This window comes from Pseudomonas sp. NFACC37-1, from assembly GCF_900101575.1.
Classification (GTDB): domain Bacteria; phylum Pseudomonadota; class Gammaproteobacteria; order Pseudomonadales; family Pseudomonadaceae; genus Aquipseudomonas; species Aquipseudomonas fluorescens_AA.
Genome location: NZ_FMUZ01000004.1, coordinates 121,365 through 138,824, shown reverse-complemented (window position 1 = coordinate 138,824; position 17,460 = coordinate 121,365). Strand labels below are relative to the sequence as shown.

The following is a 17,460-nucleotide window of genomic DNA, read 5'->3' as shown; positions in this document are numbered from 1 at the left end:
GACAAATTAGTTTAAGTGGCACTCCGGAGCCCACGATGCCCAGCACGCCCTACGTGATGAACCAAGTCCAGGCCCGAGAACTGCTCGGACAAATCGACGTGCCGCAGATCCTGCGCAATCTGTTCCGCGATCTCGCCGCCGGGCAAGCGGTGCAGCCCGCCCAGCAACTCGTGGAATTTCCCCAGGGGGCCGGGGACTTCATCAACTACCTGGGCGTGCTGGCGCAAGACCAGGTCTATGGGGTCAAGACCTCGCCCTATATCGTGCGCGAGCAAGGCCCATTGGTGACCGCCTGGACCTTGCTGATGTCGATGCAGACCGGCCAGCCGCTGCTGCTGTGCGACGCCGCCGAGCTGACCACCGCCCGTACCGCCGCCACCACCGCTGTCGCCGTCGATGCCCTCGCCCCGCACAACGCCAGGCGCCTGGCGGTCATCGGCAGCGGCGCGGTGGCCCAGGCGCACGTGCACTACGTCAAGAACCTGCGGGACTGGCAAGGCATCCGCCTCTACTCACCAGGCCTGAAGACCAAGTCGGCACAGGAACGTGCCTCGCTCACCGGCCTGGATCCGCGCCTGCAAATCACCGACACCCTCGAAGCGGCGCTGCAGGACGTCGATGTGGTGATGCTCTGCACTTCGTCCGCCAAAGCAGTGCTCGACCCGCAGACCTTGGGCAAATCGGCGCTGATCACCTCCATCAGCACCAACGCCCCACGCGCCCACGAAATACCGCCCCAGCGCCTCAACGACATGGACGTGTTCTGCGACTATCGTCAGACCACCCCGGGCTCGGCCGGTGAAATGCTGATCGCCGGCGAACAGCACGGCTGGGAGGCATCGCGCATCGTCGGCGACTTGCCTGAATTACTCAGCGAACACGTGGCGCGTCCCGACTACCAACGCCACGTATTCTTCCGCTCGATCGGCCTGGGGCTGGAGGATGTTGCGCTGGCGAATGCGCTTTACCGTTTGCACCGCAATATCTGACACAACTCGATTTCCTGTGGGAGCGGGCTTGCTCGCGAAAGCGGTGTGCCAGCCACATCAATGTTGAATGTGCTGCCGCCTTCGCGAGCAAGCCCGCTCCCACCAGGGTCTGGCGAACGCCCGGCAATGTGCTCTACAGGAGAGCTTCATGACCTCAGCAGACTTCATCATCATCGGCGGCGGCATTGCCGATGCTTCCACCGGTTACTGGCTGGCGCCCCACGGCCGGGTGATTGTGCTCGAACGCGAATCCCATCCGGCCTATCACTCCACCGGACGTTCGGCGGCGCTGTACACCGCCGCCTACGGCACCCCGCAGGTGCGGGCGCTGACCCAGGCCAGCCGGGATTTTTTCGACGCCCCGCCGGCCGGTTTCTGCGAGCACCCATTGCTCAGTCCACGGGGCGAAATGACCGTGGATTTCACCGGTGACCCGGCCGAGCTGAACAACCAGTACCTGAGCGCCAAGGCCACGGTGCCGCAGATGCAACTGCTCAGCGCCGATGAAGCCTGTGTGCGGCTGCCGATCCTGCGGCGGGACAAGGTCCACGGCGCGATCTATGACCCGACGGCCTGCGACATCGACACCGACGCCCTGCACCAGGGCTACTTGCGCGGCATTCGCCGCAATGGCGGTGAAGTGCACACCGACAGCGAAGTACTGGGCCTGAGCCGCGACGACCAGGGACATTGGCAGGTGAAGACAACCAGCCAGAGCTTCACCGCCCCCATCGTGATCAACGCCGCCGGTGCCTGGGCCGATCAGGTGGCCGACCTGGCTGGCGCCCGGAAGCTGGGGCTGCAGCCCAAGCGGCGTGCGGCATTCATCTTCGCCGGCCCCGAAGGCGTGGATATCCATGACTGGCCGATGCTGGTGAGCCTGGACGAATCCTTCTACATGAAGCCCGACGCCGGCATGTTCCTCGGCTCGCCGGCCAACGCCGACCCGGTGGAGCCTCACGACGTCCAGCCGGAAGAGCTGGACATCGCCATGGGCATCTACCAGATCGAAGAAGCCACCACCCTGACCATCCGCCGCCCGACCCGTACCTGGGCCGGATTGCGCAGTTTCGTCCACGACGGTGATCTGCTGTCCGGTTTCGATCCACAGGTGCCTGGACTGTTCTGGGTCGCGGCCCAGGGCGGCTACGGCATCCAGACGTCACCGGCCATGGGCCAGGCCAGCGCGGCGCTGGTGCGTGGCGAACCGCTGCCCGAAGCCCTGGCCCGTTTCGGCCTGAGCAGCGCCATGCTCTCCCCCGAGCGCTTGGGGTGAGCCAACCGGCGTGACGCATCGCCACGATTGCGGCACACTTCCCGCGCCCCTGTTCCACGGGGCGCTGACGCTGCCTGGAGCCCTGTCATGACCGCTTCGCCATCCGATCCGGCGCTGGAAAACTTCCGCACCATCGCCGACGCCATCGCCACGCTGTTCTACCCCCACGCCGAAGTGGTGCTGCACGACCTGCGCAGCCAGAAAGTCGATTACATCGCCAATAATCTGTCCAAGCGCGAGATTGGCGACGATTCGTCCTTGGAAGACATGCTCAGCGAGGACGTCAGCGAACGTAATATCGGGCCGTACGAGAAACTGAACTGGGATGGACAGAAGATTCGCAGCCTCAGCAGCGTCCTACGCGACGCCCACGGTCATCCGCTGGCGGTGCTGTGCATCAACCTGAATATTTCGCTGTTCGAGAATGCCAAGGCCGCGCTGGATTTGTTCCTCTCGCCGGGCAAGTTGATTCCCCAGCCGGATTCACTGTTTCGCGATGACTGGCAGGAGCGGATCAACACCTTCCTGCACGCCTGGATGCGCGAGCGTCAGCTGAGCCTGAACCTGTTGACCCGCGATCACAAACGCGAGCTGGTGCTGGCGCTGCATGCCGAAGGCGCGTTCAAGGGCAAGAGCGCGTCCAACTATGTGGCCAATGTGCTGAACATGGGGCGGGCGACGGTGTACAAGCATTTGAAGGAGTTGAAGGGCTGAGACCTTGGATTGCCTTTGCTGACGCCTTCGCGAGCAAGCCCGCTCCCACAAGGGATTTGCGCTGAACTCAAGATTTATGTTCGACGAAGATCCAATGTGGGAGCGGGCTTGCTCGCGAAGGCGATGTATCAGTCGCCGAAGATGTCTGACTTGAAATACTTGCCCTGGATCTCCTGGTACTTCCCATTGGCCCGAATCCCATCGATGGCCTTGTTCAAGTCCGCCACCAGTTGGGTATTGCCTTTGCGCACCGCGATACCGGCACCCTCACCGACGTATTTCGGATCCTTGAGTTCGGGACCGACAAACGCGTAGCCCTTGCCACGGGGCATGGACAGGAAGTCTTCCAGCGGGATGGTGTCGGCGAAAATTGCGTCCAGGCGACCGGACGCCAGGTCCATGTAGATTTCTTCGTTGTTGCTGTAGCGCTTGACGGTCACACCCTTGGGTTCAAGCACCTCTGTGGCGTAGCGGTCAGTGGTGGTGGCCCGTTGCACGCCCACGGTCTTGCCCTTGAGGCTGGCGTACTGGTCATCGACCACCGCCCCTTCCTTCATGACCAGGCGCGATGAGGTGAAGTAGTACTTGTGGGTGAAATCCACCGACTTCTTGCGCTCTTCGGTGATGGTCATGGACGACAGCGCCAGGTCGATTTTCTTCACCTTGAGCGACGGAATCAGCCCGTCGAACTCACCCTCGATCCATTCGCACTTGACCTGCATCTGCGCGCACAGGGCATTGCCGATGTCGTAGTCGAACCCCTCGATTTTCCCTTCCGAGGTCTTGGAAGCAAACGGCGGATAAGCTGCCTCGATGCCGATGCGCAAGGTTTTCTCAGCGGCGAACAGGCTGCTGGAGGCCAACAGGCTCAGGGCCAGGCCAGTGATGAGGGGAAGTTTGCTCATGATGTTCTCTCGCGGGTTGTTGTTGGTTTGGCAGAGAAAGGTGGACACGGCTGATTTGTACTTATAAATCCATACTGGACTTTAATGTACACATCGTCAATCGGTAGGCAGGGGGATGTGATGGGTGGCTGATGGCCTCATCGCGAGCAAGCTCGCTCCCACACTGGATCTTTATGCATCAAGGATCCCCTGTTGGAGCGAGCTTGCTCGCGATGACGGACTCATGGCTTGCGAAACAACAACAGGGGACTTACTGCTTCCAGCGATCCGCCGCCGCATGATCACTGTCCCGCCCTTCAACCCAGCGCGGGCCGTCGACGGTGTTTTCCTTTTTCCAGAACGGCGCACGGGTCTTGAGGTAGTCCATGACAAAGGCGCAGGCGTCGAACGCCGCCTGGCGATGAGCACTGGCGGCCGCGACGAAGACTATCGGCTCGCCCGGTTCCAGGGCACCGATGCGGTGCAGCACTTCCAGCTTGAGCAACGGCCAGCGCTGCTCGGCCTCGATGGCGATCTTGCCCAAGGCCTTTTCAGTCATGCCCGGATAGTGCTCCAGGAACATCCCGGATACGTCGAGGCCGTCATTGAAGTCGCGCACGTAGCCGACGAAGCTCACCACCGCCCCCACGCCGACATTGGCCGCGTGCATCGCGTTGACTTCGACGCCCGGGTCGAACGGTTCGACCTGCACACGAATCGCCATGCTTCAGCCTCCCGTCACAGTGGGGAAGAACGCGACTTCGTCACCCTCCTCCAACGGTTCATCGAGCTGGCACAGCTCTTCGTTGCGCGCGCACATCAGGTTCTGCTCCCTCAGCACGTCGGCACCGTCACGCTGGGCAAGCAGCACGCGCACATCGTCGACCGTGGCGAAATCGCCTTCCACCTTTACCGCATCCACACCAAGTGCTTCACGGTAACGGGCAAAGAATTTCACGGTAATCTTCATGACGCATCCGCCTGGAAATGGCCGCTCTTGCCGCCGAGTTTCTCCAGCACTCGCACGCCTTCGATGGTCATGCCACGGTCGACGGCCTTGCACATGTCGTAGATGGTCAGCGCCGCAACGCTGGCGGCGGTGAGGGCTTCCATCTCCACGCCGGTCTGCCCCGACAGTTTGCAGCGGGCGACAATGCGCACCCGGTCTTCGCCCTCGGCGTTGAGCTCGACCTTGACGCCGGTGAGCAGCAACGGGTGGCAGAGCGGAATCAGGTCACTGGTTTTCTTGGCCGCCTGGATGCCGGCAATGCGCGCGACGGCGAACACATCGCCCTTGGGGTGACCGCCGCTGACGATCATCTGCAGCGTGTCGGGCAGCATGCGCACAAAGGCCTCGGCCGTGGCTTCACGGAACGTCACGGCCTTGTCGGTCACGTCGACCATATTGGCGCGACCTTGGGAATCGAGATGAGTCAGCACAGGGTTACTCCTGATCGGGAATGTCGATTGTAAACCTGTGGGTCAGATTCCGGCAGGGTTGATTGTCGCACCCCACTTGCGTATCGGACTCGAAAGTCAGCGCAAAACCTTGTGGGAGCGAGCTTGCTCGCGATGGCGGTGGGTCAGACACTTATTTTTTATCTGATACACCGTCATCGCGAGCAAGCTCGCTCCCACAGGTTTTTTGTACAGCCATAAAAAACCGGGCGGCTTGAAGGCCGCCCGGTTGGGTTGGGGTTACAGGTGGGATTCGGCGTATTCGGCCAGGATCGAGCGCGGTACGCCCTGCAGGGTGATGTGGACCCCGTTGGGGAAGTCCTTGAAGCGTTCGGTCAGGTAGGTCAGCCCGGAGCTGGTCGCGGACAGGTAAGGGGTATCGATCTGCGCCAGGTTACCCAGGCACACCACTTTGGAACCGGCGCCGGCACGGGTGATGATGGTTTTCATCTGGTGCGGGGTCAGGTTCTGGCATTCGTCGATCAGGATCAGGCTCTGCTGGAAGCTGCGCCCGCGAATGTAGTTGAGGGATTTGAACTGCAACGGCACTTTGCTGAGGATGTAGTCGACGCTGCCATGGGTGCTTTCGTCATCCATGTGCAAGGCTTCGAGGTTGTCGGTGATCGCACCCAGCCACGGTTCCATTTTTTCCGCCTCGGTGCCAGGCAGGAAACCGATCTCCTGGTCCAGGCCCTGCACGCTGCGGGTGGCGATGATGCGCCGGTAGCGCTTGCTGACCATGGTCTGCTCGATGGCGGCGGCCAGGGCCAGGATGGTCTTGCCGGAACCGGCGGCGCCGGACAGGTTGACCAGGTGGATATCCGGGTCGAGCAAGGCGAACAGGGCCAGGCTCTGGTAGATGTCACGTGGCTTGAGGCCCCAGGCTTCCTGGTGCAGCAGCGGCTCCTGGTGAAGGTCGAGGATCAGCAGTTTGTCGACCTGGATTTCCTTGATCCAGCCGACGAAGCCTTGTTCGTCGATGATGAACTCGTTGATGTGCACGGCCGGCAGGTTGTCGATCAGTTGCACCTGGTGCCAGGTGCGGCCATGGTCCTGGCGAGTCTCGACCTTGCTCACACGATCCCAGAAGGAGCCGGTCATGGTGTGGTAGCCGTTGGGCAACAGCGAAACGTCGTCAACCAGTTGGTCGGTGCTGTAGTCCTCCGCCGCGATCCCGCAGGCGCGGGCCTTGAGGCGCATGTTGATGTCTTTGGTCACCAGCACCACGGACTGGTCCTTGTTGCGCGCGTGCAGGTCGATCAACTGGTTGATGATGATGTTGTCGTTCAGGTGTTCAGGCAACACCAGGTTGGGCTCGGTGCGCTTGCTCATCAGGATCGAGAGCAGGCCCTTGGGACCGCTTTTGCCGCGCTGGATCGGCACGCCGAGCTCAACGTCTTCCGGGGAGGCATCCCCCAAGGTCTTGTCGATCAGGCGGATCGCCTGCCGGCATTCGGCCGCAACGCTATGGTGCCCGCTCTTGAGCTTGTCCAGCTCCTCAAGCACGGTCATCGGGATGGCGACGTGGTGTTCTTCGAAGTTCAGGAGCGCGTTTGGATCGTGGATCAATACGTTGGTATCGAGTACATAGAGGATTGGCTGGTTGGAGGAAGGGCTACGTCCGTGGTCATCCATACTCGGTCACCTATGTGGGGGCCATTCGACGCAATACCGTGACAGTGCTGCGCCTCGAGGTAGCCACCGAATTCACCCGCGAGGATTCAGGTGAACTGCACACAATCTGGGTCTTGGAAGACGCCACCTGTGTTGCAGGTTTCGGCGGTCTGACTTCTTGATACTCCAAAAACCATGACAGGAAAAAGCACTTTGACGCTTTTTTGAAGTTTATTTTTCAGAGTGACGAATAACCCTTGGCGTACCGCCGTCGCGCCGTTAAAGTCGGAAGTCCGGTTGTCATGAATGTGTCCCGGATTTTCCTCCTTCCCCAATGTTTCCGGGCCTTTCCCGGTTTCAGCGAAACGCCTCCTGACAGTCCGCCCAACCGATCCCGCTCTGCGCCGTTTGCGCCATGAGCCAGGGCATCGCCGTTTTCACTCCATCCTGCTTGGCGTTGAAATTGATCACCCCGTGGCGCCACAGGAGCATCAGGGTCAGCACACGCTGGGCGCTTTGCTCAGGCTTGAGCCGATTGCCGCTGTCCTGAGGATCGATGTCCCACAGCGCCACCTGCAGGCCCTGCTGTCGGAAAAATCCTTCGGCATCGCCACGACGCTGGCCTTGGGGCGGGCGGAACAGCGGCACGTAATTCTCGGGCAGCTTGCCCTTGACCAACTCGACACTGCGCCGGACCGAGTCTTGCCAGTCCTGCCAATGACTGTGGGAACGGAACTCCCAGCCCTGCACACCCACGCACTGTCCCGCATACAACATCTGGAGACTGTTGACCGAGCGCTCTTCCAACCGCGCCTGGATGTCCTTGCCCAACACGAAGAAGGTGCCGTTCATGTTCGCCTTGCGCAGGTATTCGGTCAGCCACGGGGTGTTGTCCGGCACCACGTTGGCGGCGCTGTCGAAGGTCAATAGAAACAGCCGGTCGTTCATGTCCTCGCCGTTGCGCTCGTATTCGCCAAAACGGGCGACTTCACTACTGGTTTGCGGAAAAAGCGCGGCTTTGCGTAGCAGTTCATCACGATATTGCGTATGAAAGATCTGGCTCGGTGCCGCCCACTTGATGTAGTAGGAGTCGTCATCGAGATGGAACCTGCGGGCCTCTTCACGCAGGGTCGCCATGTCCTCGACCAGGTAACAGAAAGAGGCATCCTGATCGCAACTGCGCTGGGCAAAGTTGTAGTTGTTCAGTAATCGTTGCCACAGCCGGGCGCGAAGGGCGTCGATCGCGGCCATATTGACCGTGCGCAGCCCCAGGTACTGCTTGAGCGCGATTTCGTCCATGGCATCGACGTCCAGCAAGCCCCGGGCGAACATCAGGATCTCGGCCCGCGAAGCCACGTCGAACAGCGTCGGGCTGGTGAGTTGTTCCGGCCAGGTCGTGCGGTCCAGGGTGGCGACGTCGTTGGGCGCCGCGAGGACGCCGAAGCTCAACAGCCAGGCCGATAACAGAAGGGCGATACGCAAAAGGGATGTCTCCATAACGAAACCCGCGCGGCATCATAGCCGATCTGTGGCGAGGGGATTTATCCCCGCTGGGCTGCGCAGCAGCCCCAACAAAAGTGGAATCAATCTGATTAATGAGGTTGCCGCGATGCAGGCGACACGGTCCATCTGCAAGACTGCGTCATCGTTCATCGCGAGCAAGCTTTGCTCCCACAGACTTTGCTCCCACAACTCCCTCGCCACAAAAGCCCATCAATGCTCGCCCATCCATCACCTATTGCCTCGATAGCTGGAGTCCACCCGGACAACCCCCTAGAATCGCCGAACCTTCAAGGAGACGATTGCATGCTGATGGTGATTTCCCCCGCCAAGACCCTCGATTACGAAACACCGCCGGCCACCGCGCGCTTTACCCAGCCGCAGTACCTGGATCACTCCCAGGAGCTGATCGAACAACTGCGCGAACTCTCGCCGGCACAGATCAGCGAACTGATGCACGTCTCCGACAAGATCGGCGGCCTCAATGCCGCGCGATTCGGCAGTTGGACGCCAGCGTTCACCCCAGCCAACGCCAAGCAGGCGCTGCTGGCCTTCAAGGGTGACGTGTACACCGGCCTCGATGCGCAAAGCTTTGGCGAAGCCGACTTCGACTATGCCCAGCAGCACTTGCGCATGCTCTCCGGCCTCTATGGCCTGCTGCGCCCACTGGACCTGATGCAACCCTATCGCCTGGAGATGGGCACGAAGCTGGCCAATGCCCGCGGCAAGGACCTGTATGCCTTCTGGGGCACGCGCATCAGCGAATGGCTGAACGAAGCCCTGGCCGAACAAGGCGATGACGTCCTGTTGAACCTGGCGTCCAATGAATACTTCTCGGCGGTCAAGCGCAGCGCACTGAAAGCGCGCGTCATCGATACCGAATTCCGCGACTTGAAAAATGGCCAGTACAAGATCATCAGCTTCTACGCCAAAAAGGCCCGGGGCCTGATGAGTCGCTTCGTCATTCAAGAACGCATCAACGACCCTGCGGCACTCCGCCAATTCGATGTTCAGGGTTATCGCTTCAACGCACAACAATCGAGCCAGGACAAACTAGTGTTCTTGCGCGATCATGCTCCCGAATAAGGCATAACCTTATATCGCCCCTGATCGGGGGCTTCGATCAAGCCCCGATCTGTCATCTTAGTTCCCCGCCTGTTTCGCCGGTTTCATGACGTCAATTAATCGCCCCACTCCCCCTCTAACTTTTCTTTCACTCGACACTCGTCAGTTTTTTGCGTAGTGGCACCAAAATTTTTTATCCGTAGTGGCACAAAACCATCCACCTCTCCTAACTCCCCATTAATAAAGGATGAAACGGTAAGTGCCATCATATTGAGGGCAGTGCCATCTTGGATAATATTTCGAAAAATTTCGAAAATCGCGATGAGCGGATCGGAACTATGTGAAATTGCACGGCTCATACCACCCGTAACGATTCTCACGGAGCGTGTAAGAGATGACTTACATAGGCCGTCGATCCAAGTAACCAAGTTGTCATGGCAATTTAGCGAAACGGTCGCCTATTTGGATCCATCTTATAAAGGACAGGAGATAACGCACCATTACTATCCCCTACAAGGCCAAGGCTGCGCCCCTATAACGTGCTCACCCGAGCACACAAGCTTCTGATTTTGTGGGCTTTTGCCAGGGATCAGAGGTGAGAGACTTTTTGCACGAGCGTTCTTGATTTACAGGGACTGGCTGCATAACAGGGCAGGTCATAACAACTAGGCCGCTTTGCGCACAACTTGAGTGCACTTATTTAGACACTCGGAACTTTGTATGCCTGCACACGGCACTGTGGCGCCTGCATTCCACACTTCCGAGTGCTCGATGACCGCTGAACACTATTAACTCCGGCCATTTAATGGCGTGAAAACAGAGGTAAATGCGATGCGCATTAGCATATTTGGTTTGGGTTACGTCGGTGCAGTATGTGCCGGTTGCCTGTCTGCACGGGGCCATGATGTAGTTGGCGTGGATGTCGCCAAAGACAAAATCGACATGATCAACGCCGGTAAATCGCCGATCGTTGAACCTGGTCTTGGCGAGCTATTGGCGCAAGGCATTCAAACTGGCCGACTGCGCGGCACGACCAACTTCGCCGAAGCGATTCGCGATACTGACCTGTCGATGATCTGCGTCGGTACACCGAGCAAAAAGAACGGCGACCTGGAACTGAACTACATCGAAGCGGTGTGCCGCGAGATCGGTTTTGTCCTGCGTGACAAGACCACCCGCCACACTATCGTAGTTCGCAGCACCGTATTGCCAGGCACTGTGGCAAACGTTGTCATTCCGATCCTGGAAGACTGCTCCGGCAAGAAAGCCGGCGTCGATTTCGGTGTCGCGGTCAACCCTGAGTTCCTGCGTGAAAGCACCGCGATCAAAGACTACGACCAGCCGCCGATGACCGTTATCGGTGAGTTCGACACCGCCTCCGGCGATGTCCTGCAGTCGCTGTACGAAGAACTCGATGCGCCGATCATCCGCAAGGACATCGCCGTCGCCGAGATGATCAAGTACACCTGCAACGTGTGGCACGCCACCAAGGTGACCTTCGCCAACGAGATCGGCAACATCGCCAAGGCCGTCGGCGTCGATGGTCGTGAAGTGATGGACGTGGTCTGCCAGGACAAGACCCTGAACCTGTCCCAGTACTACATGCGCCCGGGCTTCGCTTTCGGCGGCTCCTGCCTGCCCAAGGACGTTCGCGCCCTGACCTACCGCGCCGGCGCCCTGGACGTGGAAGCGCCACTGCTCAACTCGCTGATGCGCAGCAACGAGTCCCAGGTGCAGAACGCCTTCGACATCGTTTCCAGCCACGACAAGCGCAAAGTCGCCCTGTTGGGCCTGAGCTTCAAGGCCGGCACCGACGACCTGCGTGAAAGCCCGCTGGTGGAATTGGCGGAAATGCTGATCGGCAAGGGTTTCGACCTGAAGATCTACGACAGCAACGTCGAATACGCCCGCGTCCACGGTGCGAACAAGGATTACATCGAGTCGAAGATTCCTCACGTCTCGTCCTTGCTCAACGCCGACTTCGATTCGGTGATCGACAGCTCCGACATCATCATCCTGGGTAACCGCGACGAGAAGTTCCGCGCGCTGACCGAAAACGTACCAGAAGGCAAGCAGGTCATCGACCTGGTCGGTTTCATGTCCAAGGCCACCAACCCGAGTGGCCGGACCGAAGGCATCTGCTGGTAAGTCTGTTTGCCGGCCGGGGCATGCCTCGGTCGGCCTTTCGCCTGCCTTAACCCATCGGGCCGCCCACAAGGCCCGCCCGAGATAGAGACGGATGCAGATTATGCACAGGCTAAAGCACGGCCTGCTTCAGGCCGCCGGTTGGCTGTTTTACTTGAGTTTATTGATGGGCATCGCCATGGCGCTGCCCACGTCCACGTTCGACTCCGAATCCAAGGATTTCATCTTCCTGATCGGCGCCGTGGGCATCTGGCGTTACTCCATGGGAGCAACGCATTTCGTGCGCGGCATGATCTTCCTGTACATCGTCTACCCCCACCTGCGCCGCAAGGTCCGCAAGCTGGGCAAGGCGGCGGATCCGTCCCACGTGTACCTGATGGTCACCAGCTTCCGGATCGACGCGCTGACCACTGCCCAGGTGTATGGCTCGGTGATCCGCGAGGCCATCGACTGCGGGCTGCCCACCACCGTGGTCTGCTCCATCGTGGAAATGTCCGACGAATTGCTGGTCAAGAGCCTCTGGGCCCGCATGAACCCGCCTGAGCGGGTCAAGCTGGACTTCGTGCGCATCCCTGGCACCGGCAAGCGTGACGGCCTGGCCTACGGCTTCCGCGCCATCTCCCGTCACCTGCCGGACGACCGCGCCGTGGTCGCCGTGATCGATGGCGACACCGTGCTCGCCGAAGGCGTCGTGCGCAAGACCGTGCCGTGGTTCCAGCTGTTCGGCAACGTCGGCGGCCTGACCACCAACGAGTTCTGCGAAGTGCGCGGCGGCTACATCATGAGCGAGTGGCACAAACTGCGCTTCGCCCAACGCCACATCAACATGTGCTCCATGGCCTTGTCCAAGCGAGTGCTGACCATGACCGGGCGCATGTCGGTGTTCCGCGCCACCGTGGTCACCAACCCGGACTTCATCGCCGACGTGGAAAGCGACTCGCTGCAACACTGGCGCCTGGGCCGCTTCAAGTTCCTGACCGGTGACGACAAGTCGAGCTGGTTCAGCCTGATGCGCCTGGGCTACGACACATTCTACGTGCCCGATGCGGCGATCAACACCGTCGAGCATCCGCCGGAGAAGAGCTTCATCAAGGCCAGCCGCAAGCTGATGTTCCGCTGGTACGGCAACAACCTGCGGCAGAACTCCCGGGCACTGGGCCTGGGCATGCGCCGTCTGGGCCTGTTCACCTCGGTGGTGCTGTTCGACCAGCGCGTGTCGATGTGGACCTCGCTGCTGGGCCTGACCGTGGCACTGATCGCCAGCTTCAAGTACGGCACCGCGTTCATCCTGGTGTACCTGCTGTGGATCGGCATCACCCGGTTGCTGCTGACCCTGTTGCTGTCGTGCTCCGGACACAAGATCGGCCCTGCCTACCCGGCGATTCTCTATTACAACCAGATCGTCGGTGCCCTGGTGAAGATCTACGTGTTCTTCCGCCTTGACCAGCAGTCCTGGACCCGCCAGCCCACCTCACTGACCCGTGATCTCGCCAGCTTTCAACGTTGGTTCAACACTTGGTCGTCTCGGACCATGACCTTCTCCGCCGGCAGCATTTTTGTCGCCGTGCTGCTGACGATGGTCTGACCGGACTTGAATGAATTAACTAGGAAATCGCCCCTATGAACACCGCCGTGAATGTCAACGTAGTGCATGAATCCGAAGCCCAGCGCCAACATGCCCGGGTCAAAATCCCAGCCAAGCTGCGCTTCTTCGGCCCCGACCGTACGCCCATGGAAGTCAAGGTCCTGGACCTGTCCGCCGGTGGCCTGTGCTTCAACGCCGGCCAACTGCCGCTCAAGGTTGGCGAGACCTACAAGGCTCGCCTGCAGTTCGTGATCGACAACCTTGGCCTGGCCATGGACGTGGAGTTGCAGATCCGCTCCTACGACCGCCAGACCGGCCGCACCGGTTGCCAGTTCCAGAACCTGGAGCCGCGGGACATCTCGACACTGCGTCACATCATCACCTCGCACCTGGCCGGCGACATCGTCGGTGTCGGTGACGTGCTGGCGACCCTGCAGCGCGACAACTTCACCAAGGCCCGCAAGCAGAAAGACGAAAACGGTGGCATGAGTGCCATGGGTCGCCTGCGCGCCGTGACCTTCAGCCTGGGGGTCTTCGTCGTTGGCCTGGCGGCGTTCGGTTTCATCTTCAAGTCGGTGTACGGCATGTACTTCGTCAGCCACGCCCAGGCAGGCCTGGTGAACGTACCGGGCATGGCCATCACCATGCCGCGCGACGGCACCGTGCAGAGCCTGGTCAAGGCCGACGGTGTGGCCGCCAAAGGCGCGCCGCTGGCGACCTTCAGCACCAGCATGCTCGACGTGCTCAAGGGTCACCTGGACGACAACCAATTGCAGCCGGCCAAGGTCGAGGAGCTGTTTGGCAAGCAAATGACCGGCACCCTGACCTCCCCGTGCGACTGCATCGTGGCCCAGCAACTGGTCGCCAACGGTCAGTACGCCAGCAAGGGCGACGTGATCTTCCAACTGGTCCCACGGGGCACCGAAGCCAACGTCGAAGCGCGCTTCTCCTATCGCCAGTTCAGCGACGTGCGCCCAGGCACCCCGGTCAGCTTCCAGGTCGCCGGCGAAGACACCCCCCGTACCGGCAAGATCGTCAGCAGCACCAGCCTGAAAAGCGCCGACCTGTCCTCCGATATCCGTGTGCTGATCCAACCTGACGAACCCCTGGACAGCGCGCTGGCCGGCCGTCCGGTAGAAGTCACCAGCGACCGTGGCCCGAACCTGAACTGGCTGATCGACAAAGCCATGGCCGTCGGTATTTAAGTCGAGGATATGCCCGTGACCACTCCACAAAACAACAATGCACCGCATTCCCTGTGGGAGCGAGCTTGCTCGCGATGGGATCGACGCGGTCTGTCTGGTACACCGAGCGGCCTGCATCGCGAGCAGGCTCGCTCCCACACAGGATATGCGTTGTGTGCTCTGGCGCTGGCAGTCAGTCTTAGCGGCTGCGCCGGCCTGCCCGACCAGCGCCTGGCCAACGAAGCGCTCAAGCGCGGCGACACGGCGCTGGCACAGCAGAACTACCAGCAACTGGCCGACCTGGGCTATAGCGAGGCCCAGGTGGGCCTGGCCGATATTCAGGTGGACAGCCGCGACCCCGAGCAGATGAAAAAAGCCGAGGCGACTTACCGCGCCGCGGCCGATATCTCGCCACGGGCCCAGGCTCGCCTGGGTCGCCTGCTGGTGGCCAAGCCCGGTTCCACCGAAGCGGAAAAACACGAAGCCGAAGGCCTGCTGAAGAAAGCCTTCGCCAACGGAGAAGGTAACACCCTGATCCCGCTGGCGATGCTGTACCTGCAATATCCCCACAGCTTCCCGAACGTCAACGCCCAGCAGCAGATCAGCCAATGGCGCAGCGCCGGCTACCCGGAAGCGGGCCTGGCGCAGATTCTGCTCTACCGCACCCAGGGCACCTACGACCAGCACCTGGATGAAGTCGAGAAGGTCTGCAAGGCTGCGCTGGCGACCACGGACATCTGCTACGTCGAACTGGCCACGGTCTATCAGAAACGCGGCCAGCCGGAACAGCAGGCCGCATTGCTCAAGCAGATGCAGGACGGTCACGCCCGTGGCGTCGTCTCCGCCCAACGCGTGGACAGCGTCGCCCGTGTCCTGGCCGATGCAAGCCTGGGCAAGACCGACGAAAAGACCGCCCAGTCGTTGCTCGAAGGCATCGCCCCTGGCTACCCCGCAGCCTGGGTCAGCCTGGCGCAACTGCTCTACGACTTCCCGGAACTGGGTGACGTCGACAAGATGATGCAATACCTGGAAAACGGCCGCGCCGCCGACCAGCCTCGCGCCGAGCTGTTGCTGGGCAAGCTGTACTACGAAGGCAAGTGGGTCCCGGCCGATGCCAAGGCCGCCGAGGCGCATTTCCAGAAAGCCGTTGGCCGCGAAGTGGCCGCCGATTACTACCTCGGCCAGATCTATCGCCGCGGTTACCTGGGCCAGGTGTACTCGCAAAAAGCCCTGGACCACCTGCTCAAGGCCGCCCGCAACGGCCAGAACAGCGCCGACTTCGCCATTGCCCAGCTGTTCTCCCAGGGCAAGGGCACCAAGCCCAACCCGGTCAACGCTTATGTGTTCAGCCAGTTGGCCAAGGCGCAGAACACCCCGCAAGCCATCGAGCTTGCCCAAACCCTCGAAGCACAATTACCGCCGGAACAACTTGCACAAGCGCAACGCCTGCTACAACAAGAGCAGGCCATTCGCGGCGCAATGAGCCCCGATACGCTGGAACTGCAAGCCCTAAAAGAAGATGACGGCGAGGAACCTCTATGAAGCTTTTGAAGCTCAATCCTTTTGTGCAGGCTGGTATTGGCCTGTCGTTTGCGCTGCTGTGGTCCTGCCCGACCCTGGCGGCACTGACCGAGAGCAAGAATTTCGGCCTGGAAGTGAAGATCACCGGCCAGTCCGAAGACGACCGTGACCTCGGCACCCAGAGCGGTGGCGACGTCAACGGTGTCGGCCTGGACCTGCGTCCCTGGGTCTACGGTGAAAGCGAAAGCGGTGCCTGGAGCGCCTACGCCATGGCCCAGGCCGTGACGTCCTCCGACATCATCGAGACCGACACCCTGCAACAGTCCGATGGCAGCACCCAGCAAACCGACAGCGGCGATCGCGAAGCCAAGAAAAGCTACCTGGCCATGCGCGAGTTCTGGATCGGCTACCGCGGCCTGACCCCCTACCCGGGCGAGCAGTTGAAGTTCGGTCGCCAACGCCTGCGCAATGACGACGGCCAATGGCGTGACACCAACATCGAAGCCCTGAACTGGACCTTCGACACCACCTTGCTGCGGGCCAACCTCGGCATTGCCGAGCGTTTCAGCGAATACCGCACCGACCTCAAGGAATTGTCTCCCAAGGACAAGGATCGTATGCACGTCTACGGCGACGTGGGTTACCAGTGGATGCCAGGCCAGTGGGCCGGTATCCGCGCCCACCACTCCCATGACAATGGCAGCCTCGACTACCCGACCCCGGGCGAAGCCACCGACACCCTGGACAAGACCCAGAACGGCGACTTGACCTGGCTCGGCCTGGAAGCCAACAGCGACGCCTACAACTGGCGCAACACCAACACCGTCAACTACTGGGCCAGCATCACCGGCATGACCGGCGACCGCGACACCGTCAACCCGCTCAATGCCGACGGCACGCGCCCGACAGAAGCCAAGCACAGCGATGATGTGGACGGCTGGGCCACTGACCTGGGTATCCGCCTGCGCCTTGACCCGCAATGGCAGGTCGGTGCGGCCTATGCCCGCGCCAGCGAGGACTACGAACAGAACGGCCTGCAAAGCAACCGCTCGAACTTCACCGGCACCCGCTCGCGGGTCCACCGTTTCGGCGAAGCCTTCCGAGGCGAAATGGCCAACACCCAGAGCGCCAGCCTGTTCGGTTCCTGGCAGTTGCGTGACGAATACGACGCCAGCCTGGTGTACCACAAGTTCTGGCGCGTGGACGGTAACAAGCCGGTGGGCAGCAACGGCATCAACGCCGTGGAAAACAACACCGATGACGTGACCGGCGCGATCCTGTCCACCTCGACCCTGCCGCTGCGTGATGGCGACAAGGACCTGGGCCAGGAAGTCGATCTGGTCGTTACCAAGTACTTCAAGCAAGGCCTGCTGCCGGCCGCGCTGAGTCAGTCCATTGATGAGCCGTCGGCGCTGGTGCGCTTTCGTGGCGGTGTGTTCAAGCCAGGCGACGCCTACGGCAAAGAGGTCGATTCGTACATGCATCGCGCCTTTGTCGACGTGATCTGGCGCTTCTGATGCGAATG

The 17,460-nt window shown here is 60.9% G+C and carries 16 protein-coding genes; 9 read left to right on the top strand and 7 right to left on the bottom strand.

Going from position 1 to position 17,460, the window contains the following annotated elements:
• Positions 1 to 35 precede the first annotated feature (35 nt).
• The 3 genes from BLP82_RS06895 (at position 36) to BLP82_RS06885 (ending at position 2,979) form a co-directional block, all read left to right on the top strand.
• On the top strand, positions 36 to 989 hold the full coding sequence (locus BLP82_RS06895; protein WP_092166248.1) for an ornithine cyclodeaminase family protein: 954 nt from the start codon (positions 36 to 38) through the stop codon (positions 987 to 989).
• 148 nt (positions 990 to 1,137) lie between these two features.
• Positions 1,138 to 2,265, top strand: coding sequence for an NAD(P)/FAD-dependent oxidoreductase (locus BLP82_RS06890; protein WP_092166247.1), 1,128 nt, complete (start codon positions 1,138 to 1,140; stop codon positions 2,263 to 2,265).
• Between the two features lie 87 nt (positions 2,266 to 2,352).
• Entirely contained in the window at positions 2,353 to 2,979 is a 627-nt protein-coding gene (locus tag BLP82_RS06885) for a helix-turn-helix transcriptional regulator (protein WP_060740787.1), read from the top strand.
• Positions 2,980 to 3,107: 128 nt separating this feature from the next.
• Here the strand turns inward: BLP82_RS06885 and BLP82_RS06880 are convergent, their stop codons facing one another.
• From BLP82_RS06880 to BLP82_RS06855, 6 genes are all read right to left on the bottom strand, one after another.
• The gene (locus BLP82_RS06880) at positions 3,108 to 3,884 is read right to left on the bottom strand and encodes an ABC transporter substrate-binding protein (protein WP_092166474.1); all 777 of its coding nucleotides are present in this window, start codon (positions 3,882 to 3,884) and stop codon (positions 3,108 to 3,110) included.
• A 250-nt stretch (positions 3,885 to 4,134) separates the two neighbouring features.
• Positions 4,135 to 4,587, bottom strand: a complete 453-nt coding sequence (moaE, locus tag BLP82_RS06875; protein ID WP_092166246.1) for a molybdopterin synthase catalytic subunit MoaE — start codon at positions 4,585 to 4,587, stop codon at positions 4,135 to 4,137.
• Positions 4,588 to 4,590: 3 nt separating this feature from the next.
• Positions 4,591 to 4,833, bottom strand: coding sequence for a molybdopterin converting factor subunit 1 (gene moaD / locus BLP82_RS06870; RefSeq protein WP_092166245.1), 243 nt, complete (start codon positions 4,831 to 4,833; stop codon positions 4,591 to 4,593).
• Complete coding sequence (moaC, locus tag BLP82_RS06865) at positions 4,830 to 5,303, bottom strand: cyclic pyranopterin monophosphate synthase MoaC (protein ID WP_058542774.1); 474 nt, start codon at positions 5,301 to 5,303, stop codon at positions 4,830 to 4,832. The genes moaD and moaC overlap by 4 nt, the downstream gene beginning before the upstream one ends.
• A 258-nt stretch (positions 5,304 to 5,561) precedes the next feature.
• The gene (locus BLP82_RS06860) at positions 5,562 to 6,956 is read right to left on the bottom strand and encodes a PhoH family protein (protein WP_060740782.1); all 1,395 of its coding nucleotides are present in this window, start codon (positions 6,954 to 6,956) and stop codon (positions 5,562 to 5,564) included.
• 336 nt (positions 6,957 to 7,292) lie between these two features.
• A complete protein-coding gene (locus tag BLP82_RS06855) occupies positions 7,293 to 8,417 on the bottom strand; it encodes a polysaccharide deacetylase family protein (RefSeq protein WP_092166244.1) in 1,125 nt (374 codons plus the stop codon).
• 324 nt (positions 8,418 to 8,741) lie between these two features.
• Between BLP82_RS06855 and yaaA the strand changes: the two genes are divergently transcribed.
• Positions 8,742 to 9,521, top strand: coding sequence for a peroxide stress protein YaaA (yaaA, locus tag BLP82_RS06845; RefSeq protein ID WP_092166242.1), 780 nt, complete (start codon positions 8,742 to 8,744; stop codon positions 9,519 to 9,521).
• A 95-nt stretch (positions 9,522 to 9,616) separates the two neighbouring features.
• On the opposite strand, the gene BLP82_RS30255 is transcribed toward yaaA, so the two are convergent.
• Positions 9,617 to 9,859: a hypothetical protein gene (locus BLP82_RS30255; RefSeq protein ID WP_139197820.1), complete on the bottom strand. Its 243-nt coding sequence runs from the start codon at positions 9,857 to 9,859 to the stop codon at positions 9,617 to 9,619.
• A gap of 472 nt (positions 9,860 to 10,331) precedes the next feature.
• On the opposite strand from BLP82_RS30255, the gene BLP82_RS06840 reads away from it, so the two are divergent.
• From BLP82_RS06840 to BLP82_RS06815, 5 genes are all read left to right on the top strand, one after another.
• Positions 10,332 to 11,648 (top strand): nucleotide sugar dehydrogenase, encoded by a 1,317-nt coding sequence (locus BLP82_RS06840; RefSeq protein WP_053124910.1) that lies wholly within the window; start codon positions 10,332 to 10,334, stop codon positions 11,646 to 11,648.
• Positions 11,649 to 11,748: 100 nt separating this feature from the next.
• Complete coding sequence (gene alg8, locus BLP82_RS06835) at positions 11,749 to 13,230, top strand: mannuronan synthase (protein ID WP_371914118.1); 1,482 nt, start codon at positions 11,749 to 11,751, stop codon at positions 13,228 to 13,230.
• Between the two features lie 35 nt (positions 13,231 to 13,265).
• Positions 13,266 to 14,435 carry an alginate biosynthesis protein Alg44 gene (locus BLP82_RS06825; protein ID WP_092166230.1) on the top strand — a complete coding sequence of 390 codons (1,170 nt, stop codon included), beginning with the start codon at positions 13,266 to 13,268 and terminating at the stop codon, positions 14,433 to 14,435.
• Between the two features lie 9 nt (positions 14,436 to 14,444).
• Positions 14,445 to 15,956: an alginate biosynthesis TPR repeat lipoprotein AlgK gene (gene algK / locus BLP82_RS06820; protein WP_092166228.1), complete on the top strand. Its 1,512-nt coding sequence runs from the start codon at positions 14,445 to 14,447 to the stop codon at positions 15,954 to 15,956.
• A gap of 5 nt (positions 15,957 to 15,961) precedes the next feature.
• Entirely contained in the window at positions 15,962 to 17,452 is a 1,491-nt protein-coding gene (locus BLP82_RS06815; protein ID WP_092166464.1) for an alginate export family protein, read from the top strand.
• Positions 17,453 to 17,460 lie beyond the last annotated feature (8 nt).

Coding starts and splice junctions, on each gene's coding strand:
- BLP82_RS06895 (WP_092166248.1), top strand. CDS start 36: ATGCCCAGCACGCCCTACGTGATGAACCAAGTCCAGGCCCGAGAACTG.
- BLP82_RS06890 (WP_092166247.1), top strand. CDS start 1,138: ATGACCTCAGCAGACTTCATCATCATCGGCGGCGGCATTGCCGATGCT.
- BLP82_RS06885 (WP_060740787.1), top strand. CDS start 2,353: ATGACCGCTTCGCCATCCGATCCGGCGCTGGAAAACTTCCGCACCATC.
- BLP82_RS06880 (WP_092166474.1), bottom strand. CDS start 3,884: ATGAGCAAACTTCCCCTCATCACTGGCCTGGCCCTGAGCCTGTTGGCC.
- moaE (WP_092166246.1), bottom strand. CDS start 4,587: ATGGCGATTCGTGTGCAGGTCGAACCGTTCGACCCGGGCGTCGAAGTC.
- moaD (WP_092166245.1), bottom strand. CDS start 4,833: ATGAAGATTACCGTGAAATTCTTTGCCCGTTACCGTGAAGCACTTGGT.
- BLP82_RS06860 (WP_060740782.1), bottom strand. CDS start 6,956: ATGGATGACCACGGACGTAGCCCTTCCTCCAACCAGCCAATCCTCTAT.
- yaaA (WP_092166242.1), top strand. CDS start 8,742: ATGCTGATGGTGATTTCCCCCGCCAAGACCCTCGATTACGAAACACCG.
- BLP82_RS30255 (WP_139197820.1), bottom strand. CDS start 9,859: ATGAGCCGTGCAATTTCACATAGTTCCGATCCGCTCATCGCGATTTTC.
- BLP82_RS06840 (WP_053124910.1), top strand. CDS start 10,332: ATGCGCATTAGCATATTTGGTTTGGGTTACGTCGGTGCAGTATGTGCC.
- alg8 (WP_371914118.1), top strand. CDS start 11,749: ATGCACAGGCTAAAGCACGGCCTGCTTCAGGCCGCCGGTTGGCTGTTT.
- BLP82_RS06825 (WP_092166230.1), top strand. CDS start 13,266: ATGAACACCGCCGTGAATGTCAACGTAGTGCATGAATCCGAAGCCCAG.
- algK (WP_092166228.1), top strand. CDS start 14,445: ATGCCCGTGACCACTCCACAAAACAACAATGCACCGCATTCCCTGTGG.